The 17,487-nt window shown below is 43.9% G+C and carries 13 protein-coding genes; 10 read left to right on the top strand and 3 right to left on the bottom strand.

What is annotated here, in order from left to right; genetic code table 11:
• Positions 1–22 precede the first annotated feature (22 nt).
• From ACP7A0_RS02925 to ACP7A0_RS02885, 9 genes are all read left to right on the top strand, one after another.
• Positions 23–1,561 (top strand): glycoside hydrolase family 10 protein, encoded by a 1,539-nt coding sequence (locus ACP7A0_RS02925; protein WP_426004197.1) that lies wholly within the window; start codon positions 23–25, stop codon positions 1,559–1,561.
• 142 nt (positions 1,562–1,703) lie between these two features.
• Positions 1,704–2,846, top strand: a complete 1,143-nt coding sequence (locus ACP7A0_RS02920; RefSeq protein WP_106031129.1) for an acyl-CoA dehydrogenase family protein — start codon at positions 1,704–1,706, stop codon at positions 2,844–2,846.
• Between the two features lie 42 nt (positions 2,847–2,888).
• A complete protein-coding gene (locus ACP7A0_RS02915) occupies positions 2,889–4,526 on the top strand; it encodes an AMP-binding protein (protein WP_106071673.1) in 1,638 nt (545 codons plus the stop codon).
• Between the two features lie 8 nt (positions 4,527–4,534).
• Positions 4,535–5,884 (top strand): acetyl-CoA carboxylase biotin carboxylase subunit, encoded by a 1,350-nt coding sequence (locus ACP7A0_RS02910; RefSeq protein ID WP_275718186.1) that lies wholly within the window; start codon positions 4,535–4,537, stop codon positions 5,882–5,884.
• A complete protein-coding gene (locus tag ACP7A0_RS02905) occupies positions 5,881–6,096 on the top strand; it encodes an acetyl-CoA carboxylase biotin carboxyl carrier protein subunit (RefSeq protein ID WP_034660850.1) in 216 nt (71 codons plus the stop codon). Before ACP7A0_RS02910 ends, ACP7A0_RS02905 begins: the two co-directional genes overlap by 4 nt.
• Before the next feature lie 11 nt (positions 6,097–6,107).
• Entirely contained in the window at positions 6,108–7,016 is a 909-nt protein-coding gene (locus ACP7A0_RS02900) for a hydroxymethylglutaryl-CoA lyase (RefSeq protein ID WP_426004194.1), read from the top strand.
• 14 nt (positions 7,017–7,030) lie between these two features.
• Complete coding sequence (locus ACP7A0_RS02895) at positions 7,031–7,813, top strand: enoyl-CoA hydratase (RefSeq protein ID WP_413545475.1); 783 nt, start codon at positions 7,031–7,033, stop codon at positions 7,811–7,813.
• 18 nt (positions 7,814–7,831) lie between these two features.
• Entirely contained in the window at positions 7,832–9,355 is a 1,524-nt protein-coding gene (locus tag ACP7A0_RS02890) for an acyl-CoA carboxylase subunit beta (RefSeq protein WP_106037285.1), read from the top strand.
• A gap of 13 nt (positions 9,356–9,368) precedes the next feature.
• Positions 9,369–11,303: an AMP-binding protein gene (locus ACP7A0_RS02885; RefSeq protein WP_426004191.1), complete on the top strand. Its 1,935-nt coding sequence runs from the start codon at positions 9,369–9,371 to the stop codon at positions 11,301–11,303.
• A 29-nt stretch (positions 11,304–11,332) separates the two neighbouring features.
• Here the strand turns inward: ACP7A0_RS02885 and cysI are convergent, their stop codons facing one another.
• Both cysI and ACP7A0_RS02875 read right to left on the bottom strand, forming a co-directional pair.
• A complete protein-coding gene (cysI, locus tag ACP7A0_RS02880; RefSeq protein WP_426004189.1) occupies positions 11,333–13,051 on the bottom strand; it encodes an assimilatory sulfite reductase (NADPH) hemoprotein subunit in 1,719 nt (572 codons plus the stop codon).
• A gap of 36 nt (positions 13,052–13,087) precedes the next feature.
• A complete protein-coding gene (locus tag ACP7A0_RS02875; RefSeq protein WP_278023052.1) occupies positions 13,088–14,908 on the bottom strand; it encodes an assimilatory sulfite reductase (NADPH) flavoprotein subunit in 1,821 nt (606 codons plus the stop codon).
• 180 nt (positions 14,909–15,088) lie between these two features.
• Here ACP7A0_RS02875 and ACP7A0_RS02870 point away from each other — a divergent pair, with 180 nt between their 5' ends.
• Entirely contained in the window at positions 15,089–15,763 is a 675-nt protein-coding gene (locus ACP7A0_RS02870; RefSeq protein ID WP_106037281.1) for a hypothetical protein, read from the top strand.
• 173 nt (positions 15,764–15,936) lie between these two features.
• Here the strand turns inward: ACP7A0_RS02870 and ACP7A0_RS02865 are convergent, their stop codons facing one another.
• Positions 15,937–17,364 carry an aldehyde dehydrogenase family protein gene (locus ACP7A0_RS02865; protein WP_426004186.1) on the bottom strand — a complete coding sequence of 476 codons (1,428 nt, stop codon included), beginning with the start codon at positions 17,362–17,364 and terminating at the stop codon, positions 15,937–15,939.
• Positions 17,365–17,487: the final 123 nt, after the last annotated feature.

Here is a 17,487-nt window from a genome sequence, read left to right as displayed (position 1 = left end):
TGAATATGAGGTGATGCAAAAAATGCTGAAAAAAATCAGTATGACGTGTCTAACACTAATTTTGATGCTTGTATTCTTATTGATTCCTTCTAGCAGTCTAGCTCGTCCAATGCCAAAAGGGAAGCTTGAAAGCACAAGAGAGATGCGCGCGGTATGGATCGCATCGGTTTATAACTTAGATTGGCCTTCAAAGAAAGGACTGCCTGTCAAAGAGCAGAAACAAGAGTTTATTCATTTGTTAGATGAGATCAAAGCGATGAATATGAATGCCGTGATCATGCAAATTAAACCGACAGCAGATGCCTTTTATCCTTCGGCATACGGCCCGTGGTCCGAATATTTGACCGGGACACAAGGGAAAGATCCCGGGTATGACCCGCTTGAATTCATGATCGAAGAAGCTCATAAACGCGGGCTCGAATTTCACGCTTGGTTTAACCCGTATCGAATCACAATGAATCATACCGACCTCAGCCGTTTATCAGCCGATCACCCTGCAAAAAAACATCCAGATTGGACTATTGCGTACGGTAATCAGCTTTACTACAATCCAGGCATTCCTAAAGCTCAGGAGTTCATTGTCGGCAGCATAGAAGAAGTCGTGAAAAACTACGATATTGATGCAGTGCATATGGATGATTATTTTTACCCGAATAAAATAGCCGGTGTGCCGTTTCCAGATCAAGAAACGTATGAAACATATGGGAAAAAAGCATTCACGCATATAGAAGATTGGCGAAGAGATAATGTGAACCAATTGGTCAAGCAAATCAACGACACCGTGAAGAAAGTAAAGCCGTATGTGAAGTTTGGTATTAGCCCCTTCGGAGTCTGGCGCAACATAAAGGATGATCCGACTGGTTCAAACACCACAGCAGGGATGACCAACTATGATGATTTGTATGCTGATACAAGAGAGTGGATTCAGCAGCACGATATCGATTATGTCACCCCGCAAATTTACTGGAGCATCGGCTTTCAGGCAGCCGCATACGATGTGCTAACAAAATGGTGGTCAAATGAAGTGAAGGGAGAGCCTGTTCACCTGTACATTGGTCAGGCGACGTATAAAATTAATCAAAACAGTGATCCTGCTTGGTCTGATCCAGAAGAATATTTTCGGCAGATCAAACTGAACAGACAGTCGCCTCTCGTGCAGGGAAGCATGCACTTTAGCCTAAAGGATATCAATCGCAACCCTTTGAATGTCAAAAATCGATTGATAGAAGATGCTTACCGTAAACCGGCTCTCATTCCAGAAATGCCTTGGCTTCATCAGAAAGCGCCAAAAAAACCAATCATTCAATCTATTAAAAAGACAGCAGAGGGTGCGGCTTTACAGATCAAAAATGATCCGCAATCTACCGCATCCTATTACGCGGTCTATCGCTTGACGACGAAAGGAACATATGAATTGCTGCAAACCGTTAGAAAAGAAACCGGCACGCTGACATCTGTCAAAGATCTTTCAGTTCATCAGAATAAGAGTGATACTTACAAAGTAACGGCTCTCAATCGACTTCATCACGAAAGCAAGCCTTCTACAAAAAGAGTGAGATAACGAAAAAGCATGAATGAGGATTTTCTTCGTTCATGCTTTTTTCTATTATTTTTGTTTTAATTTTCTGAATTCAGCCAAGCTTGGCATGAAGCAGCCACTTGATTAATAAATATGATAGAAAAGAGCCAAAGGGGGAAACAAGATGGATTTTGAATTAACGAAAGAACAACAAATGATTCGGCAGATGGTCAAAGAATTCGCCAAGGAAGAAATTGCTCCACTCGCTCAAACCATTGATGAACAGGCCGTATTCCCGGTCCAAACTTTTCAAAAAATGGGGGAACTCGGCTTGATGGGCATTCCTTTTCCAGAGAAATACGGAGGCTCAGGAGGAGATACGATCTCATATGCGCTCGCTGTAGAAGAAATCGGAAAACAGTGTGCCAGTACAGGTCTTAGCTATGCCGCAGCCGTTTCCTTAGGCGCAAGCCCGCTTTATTACTTCGGTACAGAGGAGCAAAAGATGGATCACCTTGTCCCGCTGGCATCTGGAACAGCACTCGGTTCCTTCGGATTAACAGAGCCAAATGCAGGATCAGATGCAAAAGGGACGAAAACAAAAGCGGTCAAAGACGGACAAGAGTATGTGATTAGCGGGGAGAAGTGCTGGATCACAAATGCCAATTTTGCCAGAACCATTATCGTCACAGCTGTCACGGATCATGATGAGAACGGCCGCCCGATCATCTCCGCCTTCATTGTAGAAAAAGGTCAAAAAGGGCTGTCCATTACAAATCCATACGACAAAATGGGGGTGCGCGGTTCAGATACGGCTGAAATCATTTTAGACAGCGTACGTGTACCAGCACATCATATATTAGGAGACCCAGCCAAAGGCTTCAAGCAATTTTTATATACATTAGACGGGGGACGCATATCAATTGCTGCCTTATCTGTTGGTATCGCGCAAGCTGCACTAGATGCTTCTCTCTCCTATGCAAAGGAAAGAAAGCAATTTGGGCAGACCCTCTCGTCCTTTCAAGCCATTCAATTTAAACTGGCAGATATGGCGATGCAAATAGAACTTGCTCGTCAAATGGTGTGGAAAGCCGCTTGGCTGAAAGATCATGGAAAGCCATTTACAAAAGAAGCTGCCTATGCCAAGCTTTTCGCTTCGGAAATGGCCACAAAAGCAAGTCTTGATGCTGTCCAAATTCACGGAGGAACAGGCTACATGAAAGAGTGCGGGGTAGAACGGCTTGTGAGAGATGCCAAGCTCATGGAAATCGGAGAAGGCACCTCTGAAATTCAGCGTCTAGTCATCGCGAGACAACTGCTATCATAACCCTTTTATGAAAACGCTTACCACTGATGGAGGAGGAAAATCATGATGTCGATTCATCCACAAACGATCGGCTCCCTATTAAAAGAGAAAAAGGAGCAGCACCCAGCACATGAAGCCATTGTGTATCCAGAACGTTCATTACGTTATTCATACGAAGCGTTTTTTAGAGAGGTCAAGGAAACAGGGAAAGGTCTTATGGCATTAGGGGTTCAAAAAGGGGATCATATCGCCATCATGGCACCTAATGTCCCTGAATGGCTCATGCTGCAATTCGCCTGCGCCTCCATTGGAGCCGTTCTTGTCACCGTGAATACGAACTTTCAATCACAAGAACTCGCTTACTTACTAAAGCACTCTGATAGCAGCATGCTGTTTATCGTTGACGGGTTTAAAGAGACATCATATGTCAGGATGCTTGAAAACCTCATTCCAGAGCTTCAAACAGCTCATCAAGACGAGATCACTTCATCATCATTTCCATATTTAAAAAGTGTTGTATATATTGGCGAGCACACGCCAAAGGGCATGCGCAGCTGGGACAGTATTCAAGCTGCTGCTAAAAGAATGGAGGATGATGCATGGGAGAAACGAATGGATGAGCTGGCGCCTGATGACGTTATTAATATGCAATATACCTCTGGCACAACCGGCTACCCAAAAGGCGTCATGCTCAGCCATACAAACATCGTCTGCAATGCCAGTCAGATCGCAGATTGCATGAAGCTCACCCATGAAGACCGCATGTGTATCCCCGTGCCGTTCTTTCATTGCTTTGGATCTGTTCTTGGCGTACTTGCTTGTCTCGCAAAAGGAGGCACGATCATTCCAATTGAATCTTTCCACCCAGAGCGAGTCCTTCAAACAGTGGAACAAGAGAAGTGCACTGTTCTTCACGGCGTCCCGACAATGTTCATTGCAGAGCTCGATCATCCGAATTTCCACCAATACGATCTGTCCACATTACGAACAGGCATTATGGCAGGATCTCTTTGCCCATCCCATGTGATGAAAGCAGTCATTGAACAAATGGGCCTGAAGGAGCTCACGATTGCCTACGGTCAGACCGAAAGCTCACCTGTCATTACCCAAACAAGAACAGATGATTCATTTGAAAGGCGGGTTCAAACAGTCGGTCGGGCACTTCCTCACATCGAGGTAAAAATCACCGCCCCAGGTACGCCGGATGAAGTACAAAGAGGAGAACAAGGCGAGCTGTGTACAAGAGGCTATCATGTGATGAAAGGCTACTATAAAAATGAAGAAGCCACAAATGAAGTCATTGATGAGGACGGGTGGCTTCATACAGGGGATTTAGCGGAGATGGATGAGGATGGCTATGTGAAAATCACAGGACGGCTGAAAGATATGATCATTAGAGGCGGGGAAAATGTTTATCCAAAAGAGATTGAAGACGTTCTTTACACGCATCCAGCCATTCTTGATGCACAGGTCGTTGGTATTCCTGACGAGACCTATGGAGAGGAAGCCGCCGCATTCATTCGGCTCAAACAAGGTCACACAGTGACGATTGAGTCATTAACCAGCTATTGTCAGTCACAAATGGCTCGCTACAAAATTCCAAAATATTTTTTCATCACAGACGAGTATCCGATGACCGCATCAGGGAAGATTCAAAAATTTCGTCTGAAAAAACAGGCGCTTGATCTAATAAAGGAGTGAGGGCAGCGATGTTCAAAAAAGTACTCATTGCGAATCGAGGCGAAATTGCTCGTAGAATTATTCGGACTTGTAAAAGGCTCGGGATCAACACCGTGGCTGTTTATTCAGAGGCAGATCAGCATGCGCTTCATGTGCAAGAAGCAGACAGCGCCTATCTCATTGGAGGAGCGAAAGTATCTGAAAGCTATTTAAACATGGAAGTGATCATCGAGGTTGCCAAGCAGACAAATACAGATGCCATCCATCCTGGATATGGCCTCTTATCTGAAAATGCGGCCTTTGCTGAACGCTGCCGCAGCGAAGGAATTATTTTTATTGGACCATCCGCACAGGTCATTCAGCGAATGGGGAATAAAATTGAAGCGAGAAAAACGATGGACCATGCGGGGATTCCCATTGTACCAGGCGTTTCAGCCCCGCTCCATGACGCAGAAGAAGGAGTCAGTAAAGCCCAGTCACTCGGTTATCCGATCATGCTCAAAGCATCAAGCGGAGGCGGGGGAATTGGCATGCAGCTTGTGCGAAATGACGAGGAGCTGCATAAAGCTTTTGAAGGAAATCAAAAAAGAGCGCAAAGTTTTTTCAACGACGGGACGCTTTATATGGAAAAGGTCATTGAAGACGCGCGGCACATTGAAATTCAAGTCCTCTTTGATTCCTTCGGCCATGGGGTTCACTTATTTGAGCGCGACTGTTCACTCCAAAGAAGACACCAGAAAATCATCGAAGAAGCACCTGCCGCCTGTCTCGATGAATCGGTGAGACAACAGATGGGACAGATGGCCGTCAAAGCAGCCAAAGCCATTGGCTATGAAAATGCAGGGACGATTGAATGTTTAGTCGATCAAAACCAACAATTTTATTTTCTAGAGATGAACACGAGATTACAAGTAGAGCACCCTGTCACAGAAGAAATTACAGGTATTGATCTTGTCGAGGAGCAGCTGAAAATCGCTGCATCAGAGCCGCTTTCCTTCATTCAGGAGGATATTCATCAAATTGGGCATGCCATCGAGGTCAGAATCTATGCGGAGGACCCCGTTACCTTTTATCCGTCACCAGGAACAATCACTCGGCTATTTATGCCAGAAGCTCCCTATATACGCCATGAATCAAGTGTGACAAGCGGGAGCGTCATTACCCCATATTACGATCCAATGATTGCGAAGATGATCGTTTACGGTGATACACGAAAACTTGCAATAGAACGATTAAAAAATGCGTTACAAGCATATGAAATAGAAGGGATCAAAACCAACTTACCGCTTTTAAGGGAAATGGCTGGATCTTCTGCTTTCTTACATGGCAGCATCACAACCGATTTTCTCATGAAAAAAAGGGAGGGGAACCGTTCATGAAAATGGTCACGATACAAATGGCCGGAAACTTATGGAAGCTTCTTGTGAAACAAGGCGATGAAGTGCAAAAAGGACAGGAGGTCGCTATCTTGGAATCAATGAAAATGGAGATTCCAATTGTTGCAGAAGAGGCTGGTGTCATCAGCAAAGTGTATAAGGCAGAGGGGGAATTTGTCGATGAAGGAGAGGTCCTTCTAGAGCTGACAGAATAGGAGGGAGCGAGATGGCATTACCAAAGCGTGTACTTATCAGAGAGGTCGGCCCGCGGGACGGACTGCAAAATGAATCCACTTGGCTGGACACAAGCGAGAAGCAAAGGTGGATTGAACTGCTCACAGCAGCCCGGCTCCCTTATATTGAAGTCACCTCATTTGTTCATCCTAAATGGGTCCCAGCCTTAAAAGACGCCAAAGAGTTAGCTCAATCCTTACACAAAAATGACAACATCACCTATGCTGCACTCATTCCTAATGAAAAAGGCTTGGCTCACTTTTTTGAAGCAAATCTTGACGCAGGCGCTATGTTTATCTCTTCGAGTGAAACACATAACAAAAAAAATATGAATCAATCCATCCACGAAACACTTCCTGTCATCAAACAAATGACAGCTGATTTAAAAGCAGCAGGAAAGATCACGCGCGCATATATTTCTACCGTGTTTGGCTGCCCTTATGAACATCAAGTGCCAATGGATCAAGTTCTGCGGTTAACGGATATTCTGCTCTCTTATGGCATTGATGAAATATCACTCGGCGACACCATTGGAGAAGCCCATCCGCTTCAAGTAGAAAGGCGATTAGACATTTTACTTGAACGTTTTCCTGCTGATAAAATCGCTCTACATTTTCACGATACGAAGGGGATGGGTCTTGCCAATATTTATACGGCATTAAAAGCGGGAATCACAACATTTGACTCCTCTAGCGGCGGACTTGGTGGCTGCCCATATGCACCTGGCTCTAGCGGAAATGTCGCGACAGAAGATGTAGTGCATATGCTTCAAAAACTAGGAATTGAAACCAAAATCGATTTTCCAGCATTGATAGACGCGGCAGAATGGATCGAAACAAAAGTAGATCGAACCCTGCCTAGTCATTGTTTACGTGCTTTTCACTCTCATACTACTTCATAAAGGATGAATGTGACATGACATCATTGGTTAATTTTATGATACAAGATGAACGGATTGGGATCATGACCTTAAACAGGCCGGAACAAGCGAATTCCCTATCCGCTGCGATGCTTGAGGAAATCAATCAAATCATTCAAGAAATCAAACACGATCAAAGCATCCGCTGTCTGCTCATTACAGGAGCTGGTTCTAACGTCTTTTGCGCAGGAGCTGATTTAAAAGAGCGACGATTGATGACAGAAGAAGAAGCAAAAGCGGCGGTTCTGTCGATTCAGCAAACCTTTACAGAAATTGACTCCCTTCCTGTGCCTGTCATTGCCGTGATGAATGGACACGCACTCGGCGGAGGCCTTGAGCTCGCACTGGCTTGTGATCTCCGCATCGCACGAGCCGGAGCAAGACTCGGCCTGCCAGAAACTGGACTAGCCATCATACCAGGAGCCGGAGGAACCCAGCGGCTTCCGCGCCTGATTGGACTCGGTAAAGCAAAAGAACTGATTTTCACAGGTGGTTCATTACAAGCTGAAGAAGCCATTCAAATCGGGTTGATTGAGCACCTCTCTTTAGCAGATTCTCTTATGGATGACGCCATTTCTCTCGCAAAACAAATCGCCAAAAACGGCCCAATTGCTTTAAAAGAAGCGAAACAAGCGATTCAAATGAGCCTTGATCATGATTTACGTACAGGTCTGATGAAGGAATACGAAGCCTATGTACGGCTCATTGATACAGAAGATCGAATGGAGGGACTTCAAGCTTTCCAAGAAAAACGAACGCCTCATTACCGAGGCAACTAGCAAGAAAGGGGAATGGGCATGATCGAAGAATATGAAGTGAAAAAACAGCGGATTGTAAAAGGAGGAGCCGAACGATACCATCAAAAAAACAAAGAAAAAGGAAAATTGTTCGTCCGTGACCGGCTCCAGTTGTTATTAGATGAGGATTCTTTCATTGAGGATGCCATGTTTGCCGAGTGTAAAGATCAACATTTACCAGCAGATGGGGTTGTCACAGGGACGGGGCGGATGAATGGGCAAACGGTTTGCGTCATGGCGAATGATTCTACCGTCAAAGCTGGATCATGGGGCGTCAAAACGGTAGAAAAAATCATTAGAATCCAAGAAACAGCGGAAAAGCTCAACTGCCCGATGCTGTATTTAGTCGATTCTGCGGGTGCAAGAATCACCGATCAAATTGCCATGTTTCCAGGCAGAAGGGGCGCGGGACGCATTTTTTATAACCAGGTGAAGCTGTCTGGACGTATCCCGCAAATTTGTTTACTATTTGGTCCTTCTGCAGCAGGAGGTGCTTACATTCCTGCTTTTTGTGACATCGTCGTTATGGTCGAAGGGAATGCCTCGATGTATTTAGGCTCTCCGAGAATGGCCGAAATGGTGATTGGAGAAAAAGTATCACTAGAAGAAATGGGCGGGGCAAACATGCATTGCAGCATATCAGGATGTGGTGATATTTTAGCCAAAACAGAGGAAGAAGCCATTCAAATCGCTCGCGACTATTTAACCTACATGCCTGCCAACTATACAGAGAAACCAAAACGGGCAGCCGCAAAAGCACCTCAGCCATCTGAGATGACCATCCAAGACCTTATCCCTAAGGGGCAGAATACCCCTTTTGATATGTATCAGCTCATTTATTTACTCATTGATGAAGGGTCATTTTTTGAAATCAAAAAACTGTTTGCCGCGGAGCTGATTACAGGCTTTGGCCGCATGAATGGTCAGCCTGTTGGTCTTATTGCCAACCAGCCTAGGGTGAAAGGCGGTGTGTTATTCCATGACTCAGCTGACAAAGCCGCCAAGTTTATTCAGCTATGTGACGCCTTTCATATCCCGCTCCTTTTTCTTGCGGATATACCGGGATTTATGATTGGAACAAAAGTGGAACAAGCTGGCATTATTAGACACGGGGCGAAAATGATCTCCGCTATGTCAGAGGCAACCGTTCCGAAAATATCGGTCATTGTGCGTAAAGCATACGGTGCAGGTTTATATGCAATGGCAGGACCAGCGTTTGAACCAGACTGCTGTCTTGCTCTTCCATCAGCGCAAATTGCTGTCATGGGGCCAGAAGCCGCTGTGAATGCTGTCTATGCGAATAAAATTGCCGAGCTGCCTGCCGAAGAGAGAGCTGCATTTATACAAGAGAAACGTAAGGAATATCAGGAAGATATGAATATATATGAGCTTGCCTCTGAAATGATTGTCGATGGCGTCATCCCGTTTGACCACCTGCGAGCTGAGCTTTGTCATCGATTACAAGCCTATTCCTCAAAAGAGATGACATTTACAAGACGAAAACATCCGGTCTATCCGGTCTAAAGGGGGCATCCTTATGATGAACCTGAAACCAGCATGGGTACCGGAAGAGCAGAAGGTGAAACATACACGTCTTTACAAATGGATGCACTCACTTGGTTTCTCTACTTATGATGCATTCTACGAAGCTAGTATCGAGCGTACCGATTGGTTTTGGAGAGAAGTTGAAAAGGCGGTCGGCATCAAGTGGAAGGTGCCGTATGAAGCCGCATTAGGTCAAGATTCATTCATGTGGCCGAAGTGGTATAAAGGCGGTCAACTAAACGTGACCGAAACGGCCGTGGACAAATGGGCAGAGAACAAAGAGACCCAGCATCAGCCAGCTGTGATTTGGAGAAATGAAGTTGGGGCAGAGAGGAGATGGACGTATCTCAACCTTCAGGAAAAGGTTAATCGCCTCGCTGCTGGTTTTTTGAAGAATGGGCTTCAAAAAGGAGATGTGGCGGTCATTTATATGCCAATGATTCCTGAAACGGTTGCCGTCATGCTAGCCTTTGCAAAAATTGGTGTCATCTTTAGCCCCGTCTTCTCCGGCTATGGAAGCGAGCCTCTTGCCGTGCGTATTCGTGCGTCAGGTGCAGCCATTGTCGTCACAGGCTCCGACATGACGCGCCGCGGGAAGAAGATCAATATGCGGGAATGTGCAGCAGAAGCCATCGACAAAACCACGACCGTCAAAACCGTCATTGTACACACCTCCTCTGATACTGAATATGAAGGAGATATTAGGCTAAACGATTTGTTAAAAGAAGATCCGATAAGTGAAACGACCTATCTCACAAATGAAGAGCCTCTCATGATCTTATACACTTCTGGAACAACTGGTACGCCAAAAGGAGCTGTCCATACACACGCAGGCTTCCCTGTAAAAGCTGCTTTTGACGCCGGTCTTTGTATGGACGTTGCAAAAGGAGACCGTTTGTTTTGGCTCACAGACATGGGCTGGATGATGGGGCCATTTCTCGTCTTTGGCGGCTTGATCAACGGAGCTGCAATCGTTTTATATGACGGTGCACCCGATTATCCAGATGAACAGCACCTCTGGTCATTCATCCACGAGCAAAAAGTCACCCATTTTGGACTTTCACCTACTTTTGTTCGGTCTGCAATGCAGCAAAACCTTTCAGGTATTCAGCTGCCGCATGTCAAAGCCATCATTTCTACAGGTGAACCGTGGAATGAAGCACCATGGCAATGGCTTTTTGACAAGATCGGTCAAAAGCATATTCCGATCCTAAATTATTCAGGGGGAACAGAGGTCTCTGGCGGAATTGTAGGAAGTACGCTGCTTCGCCCAATCAAACCAGTTCTTTTTAATGCGGCGATCTTAGGAATGGCGGCAGATGTGTATAATGAAGCAGGTCAGAGCGTCATAAATGAAGTAGGAGAACTTGTTGTGAAAAAGCCATGGGTCGGCATGACATGTGGTTTTTGGAAAGATCCGGGGCGATATGAAGACACGTATTTCAGACGATTTGATGGGGTGTGGACACATGGGGATTGGGTGATGCAATCAGCGGATGGCACATTCCATATCACGGGCAGATCGGATGATGTCATTAATTCAGCAGGAAAACGTGTCGGTCCAGCAGAAATTGAATCCATTCTTGTCGGACATCCAGCCGTACACGAGGCAGCTGTAATTGGGGTAAAGGATGAGGTGAAAGGGGAGGCACTCGTGTGCTTCATCGTGACTAGCTCACAATCTTGTGACGAAGCAAAACTGATTCGAGAGCTCAAAACACATGTTGGTTCACACGCGGGAAAAGCTCTCATGCCAAAGGAAATTCATCTCATTTCAACTTTACCGAAAACAAGAAACGGAAAAATCGTCCGGCGTTTATTAAAAGGAGCCTATGAACAGCAGCCTTCACTAGATCTTTCTTCTTTAGAAAACCCTCATGTGTACAAAAGCATTTGCGAATACTTGAAACGGAAACAGAATCCATAAAAAAAGACAGGAGAGTGTCCTGTCTTTTTCTATTGCACATGAAAATTCGTGCCATCTGTTGTTTCTTTGACAATCCCTGCCCGAACGACAAAATCACCGAAATGTTCTTGGTCTTCTCGTTCTTTTGCATAGCGAGGGAGCAGAGAGCCAAGCTCGTTTAAAATGTCTTCCTCACCAACATTTTCACGGTACAGCTTACTTAATCTGCTGCCATCAAACGCAGCGCCAAGATACATGTTGTATTTGCCAGGTGATTTGCCGATAAAGCCAATTTCACCTAGCGCATGGCGGGCACATCCATTTGGACATCCAGTCATTCGAATCGTGATTTCTTTATCACTTAAGCCATTTTCTTCGACAATCTCTTCAATTTTGTCAATCAAGCGTGGAAGGTAGCGTTCTGCTTCTGCCATCGCTAAGCCGCATGTTGGAAGAGAAACACAGGCCATTGAACTGCGGCGCAGTGCAGAGTGCTGCTGGCCATCTGATAAACCGAACTCCTGAACGAGCTGCTCGATTTGTTTCTTTTTATGAGAAGTGACATTTCCAATGATCAAATTTTGATTCGCTGTTAAGCGGAAGTCACCTGTATGAATCTTTGCGATTTCACGAATGCCCGTCATCAGCGGATAATCATCATAATCTGTGATGCGTCCGCCTTCTACAAACATCGTATAATGCCATCTGCCATTGATGCCTTTTACCCAGCCATAGCGGTCTCCGTTATGATCAAAGTGATAATCTTTTGCGTCTAAAAGGGCAAACCCAAGGCGTCGTTCAAGCTCTTCTTTTACATTCTCAAGACCGAGGCGGTCCACTGTATATTTAAAGCGGGCATTTTTTCGCACGGAACGGTTTCCATAGTCACGCTGAATGGTAATCACTTGTTTCGCAATCTCTACAACTTGTTCCGGTGTACAAAAGCCGATCACTTTTGCAAGCTGAGGATAGGTCGCTGTATCACCATGAGTCATGCCCATTCCACCGCCAATTGCGACATTAAAGCCGATCAATTGCTCATTTTCGATGATCGCAATGAAGCCTAAATCCTGCGAAAAGACATCAATATCGTTAGCAGGAGGGACCGCCACACCAATCTTGAATTTTCTTGGCAAATAAAGCGGACCATACATTGGTTCAACTTCCGTATCAGGCGTTGCCGCAACCTTTTCCTCATCAAGCCAAATTTCATGATACGCTCTCGTTTGCGGAAGCAGGTCATCACTTAATTTTTTGGCCAGCTCGTATACATCATGGTGCACTTCTGATTGATAGGGGTTTGATGTACACATCACATTCCGGTTTACGTCGCCGCAAGCAGCAATTGTATCAAGCATAGTCGAATGGATGTCTTGAATGGTCTTTTTCATGTTCCATTTTAAAATACCGTGAAGCTGAAAGGTTTCACGAGTTGTCAGCTTTAACGTGCCATTGCCGTATTTGTGAGCAAGCTCATCCATTACAAGCCACTGCTTGGATGTGGCGATTCCGCCAGGGAGGCGCACGCGCAGCATAAATTGATAGGCAGGCTCAAGCTTTTGTTTTTGCCGTTCATTTCTGAGGTCTCGATCATCCTGTAAATAACTGCCGTGATGCTTCATCAGGCGGTTGTCATCATCAGGAATTCCCGCTGAAATCGGATCAAGCATCACTTCTTTTAACGTACCCCGTAAATAATCACTTTTTTCTTTGATTTCCTCTACGTCGCTCGGAGGTCCATCCGGCGCTGTTAATGCTGTCTTCACCATGTCGTAAAAACTCCTTTCTTTCAAGCATCAAATCCATCAATATACGTCGCGCTGATAGCGTTTTTGCTGCTGCAAGTTAGCTAGATAGCTTTCTGCTTTCTCTTTGCTCATCGCACCTTCTTCTTGGATAATCGATAGAAGGGTACTATGAACATCATGCGCCATATGCTTTTCATCTCCGCAAACATATACATAGGCACCTTGCTCCAGCCATTCGAATAATTCTTTACTTTGCTTCTTCATTTGATGCTGAACATATACTTTTTCCTCTGAATCTCTTGAAAAAGCCACATCCATTTTCGTTAAGACACCATCTTTTAACCACTTTTGCCATTCGGTTTGATATAAGAAATCCGTCACAAAGTGCTGATCACCGAAGAATAACCACGACTTTCCGCTTGCACCGATTTCTTCTCGTTCCTGCATAAACGAACGGAAAGGAGCGATACCTGTGCCTGGTCCCACCATAATGATCGGTGCATCAGGGTTTTCAGGAAGCTTAAAGTTTTGATTGTGCTGAATATAAACAGGCAGTGTATCACCTGGCTCTAAGCGCTCTGCACATAGGATGGAGCAGACACCTTGACGTTCTCTCCCGTGCGCATCATATCTCACAGCACCTATTGTCAAATGAACTTCTTCTTCATTGGCTTTCAGGCTGCTTGCAATTGAATAAAGGCGAGCAGGAATTTTTCTTAAAATAGCAGTGAAGTCTGCGGCTGTTCCTTCAAAAGGACCGAAGTCGCGCACAGCATCGACTAAATCTCTTCCTGCTATATACGCTTTTAACTTTTCTTCATTTCCTTCTTCTAAAAGGGCATGGAGGGCTTCATTTTTCGTCAAGTCCGCCATCTTTTGAAGAAGGGGTTTTGTTAATACTGTAATCTCAAAGTGTGAGGTAAGTGCTTCTTTTAAAGGAAGAGTGTCGCCGTTTTTATGAACAGTTACGGCTTCCTCTGCATTCCATCCGCATGTTGTGAGCAGTTCATCAACAAGCACAGGATCATTTGTTGGATAAATTCCAAGACTGTCACCCGGCTCATATACAAGTCCTGATCCTTCAAGAGAAAGCTCCAAATGGCGGGTTTCTTTGTTAGAGCCGCGGCCATTTAGGTTGATATTTTCAAGTACTTCCGCATAAAAAGGATTCGTTCTTGAATATTCAGAAGCTGCTGTTTGGTTGTTTGCTCCTGCTGATTCTTGCGGGAATGCTGCGGCTTCACCTTCGCTAAGTGCCGATGTCACCCCTTGAAGCCATTCAGAAAACGGCTCATCATAATCAAGGTCACAATCCACTCGGCCTATAAGGCGCGTTCCGCCAAGTTCTTTGAAGCGCTCATCAAATTCTTTTCCAGTCTGACAGAAGAATTCGTAAGAGCTGTCGCCAAGCGAAAGAACAGAAAAGCTTAAATGATCGAGCTTTGACGCACGTCTACCATGGACATATTCATGGAAAGAAAGGGCATTATCAGGCGGATCTCCCTCGCCATGTGTGCTGACGATCATCAGTAAATTGTGTATTTTTTTCAGATTATTTGGTTTAAAATCTGACATAGAAGAGAGCGTCACTTGAAAACCTTTCTCCTCGAGATGCTGCGCTGTCTTTTTCGCTAATCCTTCAGAATTTCCTGTTTGCGAGCCATAAAGTACGGTCACATCTTTACTGACAGGCTGCGCAGGGGCTGCGGCAGAAGGAGTAGGGGCCAGAGCGGCCGTTTCTGATCCGGCTAGAGCTGCCTGTGCTGATAAATAACCGGTAAGCCAAATTTTTTGTTGATCTGTTAAAGTCGGAAGCAGCTGATTGAGCAAGTCTGCCTGCTGCTGACTAAAAGGACTGTTCAATACATGAAGTTGCAACGATATCCACCTCACAAGAAATATAAACATAGATTAATTCGATAGGAATTATATATATAGGTTCAATTTGAACTTTACCGAAAGTTTGCCATTAAGTAAAATATATAATATTGATTGTCATGATTAAGATTTCTAATACCTATACATGGTGAAATTAATTTATTTGGTCAAGGAGGTAATATGAGTATTATTAGAGATTTGGAAGATCCAAAAGTTAAGTTTAAATTAGTAAAGAATGTGTCTATCCATAGAAAGGAATTAGAAAAATTAAATCTGAGTCAAGTTGCAGATCTTCGCATTTATGCGAAAGATAAATACGAAAGAGCTGCCAATTTTTCTACAAAAGCTTCAATTATTACAATAACAATTGTGCCATTATTTTTATTTTTGAACTCTTACTTTAATTCATATTTTAACTTTGGATTAAATTTTATTTCTAGAAAATACAACGTTAACGATTCGAAATTACTAGATAACTCACATGAGCAGCAAAATGATTTTGATAAACTTTCGATCAATATATTTGATACTTATATTTATTTTGCTTCAAGTGTTTTAATAGTTGTTTTTATTGTTTTTCTCATTAGAAGAGTTGATGTTTCCAAAACAAATAAACTTTTTAATTTAATTGATGAAATATATGACATGAAATTAAAACGAGAGGAACAATTTCAAGAAGATTATAAACAATTGCAAAAGATACGAGCTATGAATTGGCAATTAATCTCTTGTGTTCATTATTCTAATCGTTTAGAGATTTTAATGAAATCTCCAAATCGAAAAGAAGCTGAATTTTTTATGTTCTATGAATTAGATCATATTAAAGAAGTTGAAGTAATTTTGGGAATTAGTTAAAAATTGAGTTCACGATTATTCATTAAATACTCCTCTTTTTATTGATACATGATCTCATCATTATGGATAAGGATAAATAGGGGAGTAGTAAGCAGTTCTTAAAATTCGAAATGGGTTCTTATTAATTAAATAAAAAGGGGAGAAAAACCCTAGAGTTTTTCTCCCTTCTCAATTTATGCCGTTGGAAGTCCCATCACAGCTTTCACTTCTAAATATTCCTCGATGCCGAAGTCTCCCCATTCTCTTCCGATACCAGATTGCTTAAAGCCGCCAAATGGGGCAAAGTAATCTGTTTCGGCATTGTTAATGGTGATTTGGCCAGCACGGATATGTTCAGCTACATATTTTAAAGTTTTTTCATCTTTTCCAACAACATACCCGGCAAGGCCATAAACCGTATCATTGGCGATGTCAAGGGCATGATCGAGGTCATGGTACGTGATGACACTCATGACTGGTCCGAATATTTCTTCTTGCGCAATGGTCATATCATTTTTTACATTGGTGAAAATGGTATGCTTGGCGAAATATCCTTTATCGATTCCATCCGGCTTTCCAGTTCCCCCTGCAAGCAGAGTAGCACCTTCATCGATTCCTTTTTCAATATAAGATTGCACAGTATCCCACTGCTTTTTAGAAACAAGCGGGCCTGTAGCGTGATCTTCTCTCGGATCACCAACTGTAAACTTCGGCAGGGCATTCAGCAGCGCTTTTTCAAATTTGTCTTTCATTGATTCTGGAATAAGCACACGCGTAGCCGCAGAACACACTTGACCTGTATTCATCGCAATATGATGAACGGCGGTTTCTGCTGCCTCATCCACATCTGCATCATCTAAGACGATAAGAGGGGATTTCCCGCCAAGCTCAAGAGCCACTTTCTTCACATTGTCAGCAGCGTTTTCCATAATCTTCGAGCCGACAGCACCTGATCCAGTAAATGAAACAAAGTCAATATCAGGATGTGAGCTAATACCGTCACCAATCACGTCACCAGTTCCGTTTACTAAGTTGAAGACTCCTTTCGGTACGCCTGCTTCATCAATGATTTCTGCAAGAATCATCGCAGCAAAAGGTGTAATTTCTGCTGGCTTTAAGACAACTGGTGAGCCTGCCGCAATGGCACCCGCAATTTTAAGAGAAGTTTGATTCGTTGGGAAGTTCCACGGTGTAATCAATCCGCTGACGCCAATCGCTTCTTTTATAATGGTATGTCCGCCGCGGTCCTCGGTAAATGTATAAGATTTAAGTGCTTCCGCTGCTTTAGAAAAATGTTCATAGCCCATTGTGTAATGAACTTCTTCTGATACTTTCAGCGGTGCACCGAGCTCTTGTGTCATCACTTCTACAAGTTCATCCTTGCGTTTTTCGTAGCCGCGCACAATGTTTTCCAGCATCTTCACGCGTTCATTTCGAGATGTTTTCGAGAAAGAAGGGAAGGCGGCACGAGCTGCTTTCACTGCCTTATCTAAATCTTCTTTTGTTCCTAAGCTAATGGTGCCAATGACTTCTTCTGTCGCAGGGTTGATGACCTCTGTCTTTTCGTTTCCTGTTGAAGCAATCCATTCTCCATTAATAAAATGTTTCTCTTGATTTCTCATTCTGACATGTCTCCTTTTTATATGTGATTCAATCAATATTCTGTTTTCAGCTGATATAAAACTGTACCCACTGTGAAAAATCTAAAACGAAGAAACTGCAAAAGAAAAAGTTTCTGATATAAT

Origin of the sequence: Bacillus sp. DWP3-1 (genome assembly GCF_049896565.1) — a bacterium.
Lineage (GTDB): Bacteria > Bacillota > Bacilli > Bacillales > Bacillaceae > Bacillus.
The sequence above is the reverse complement of the archived record's forward strand: the minus strand, read 5'-3'. Positions and strand labels throughout refer to the sequence as shown.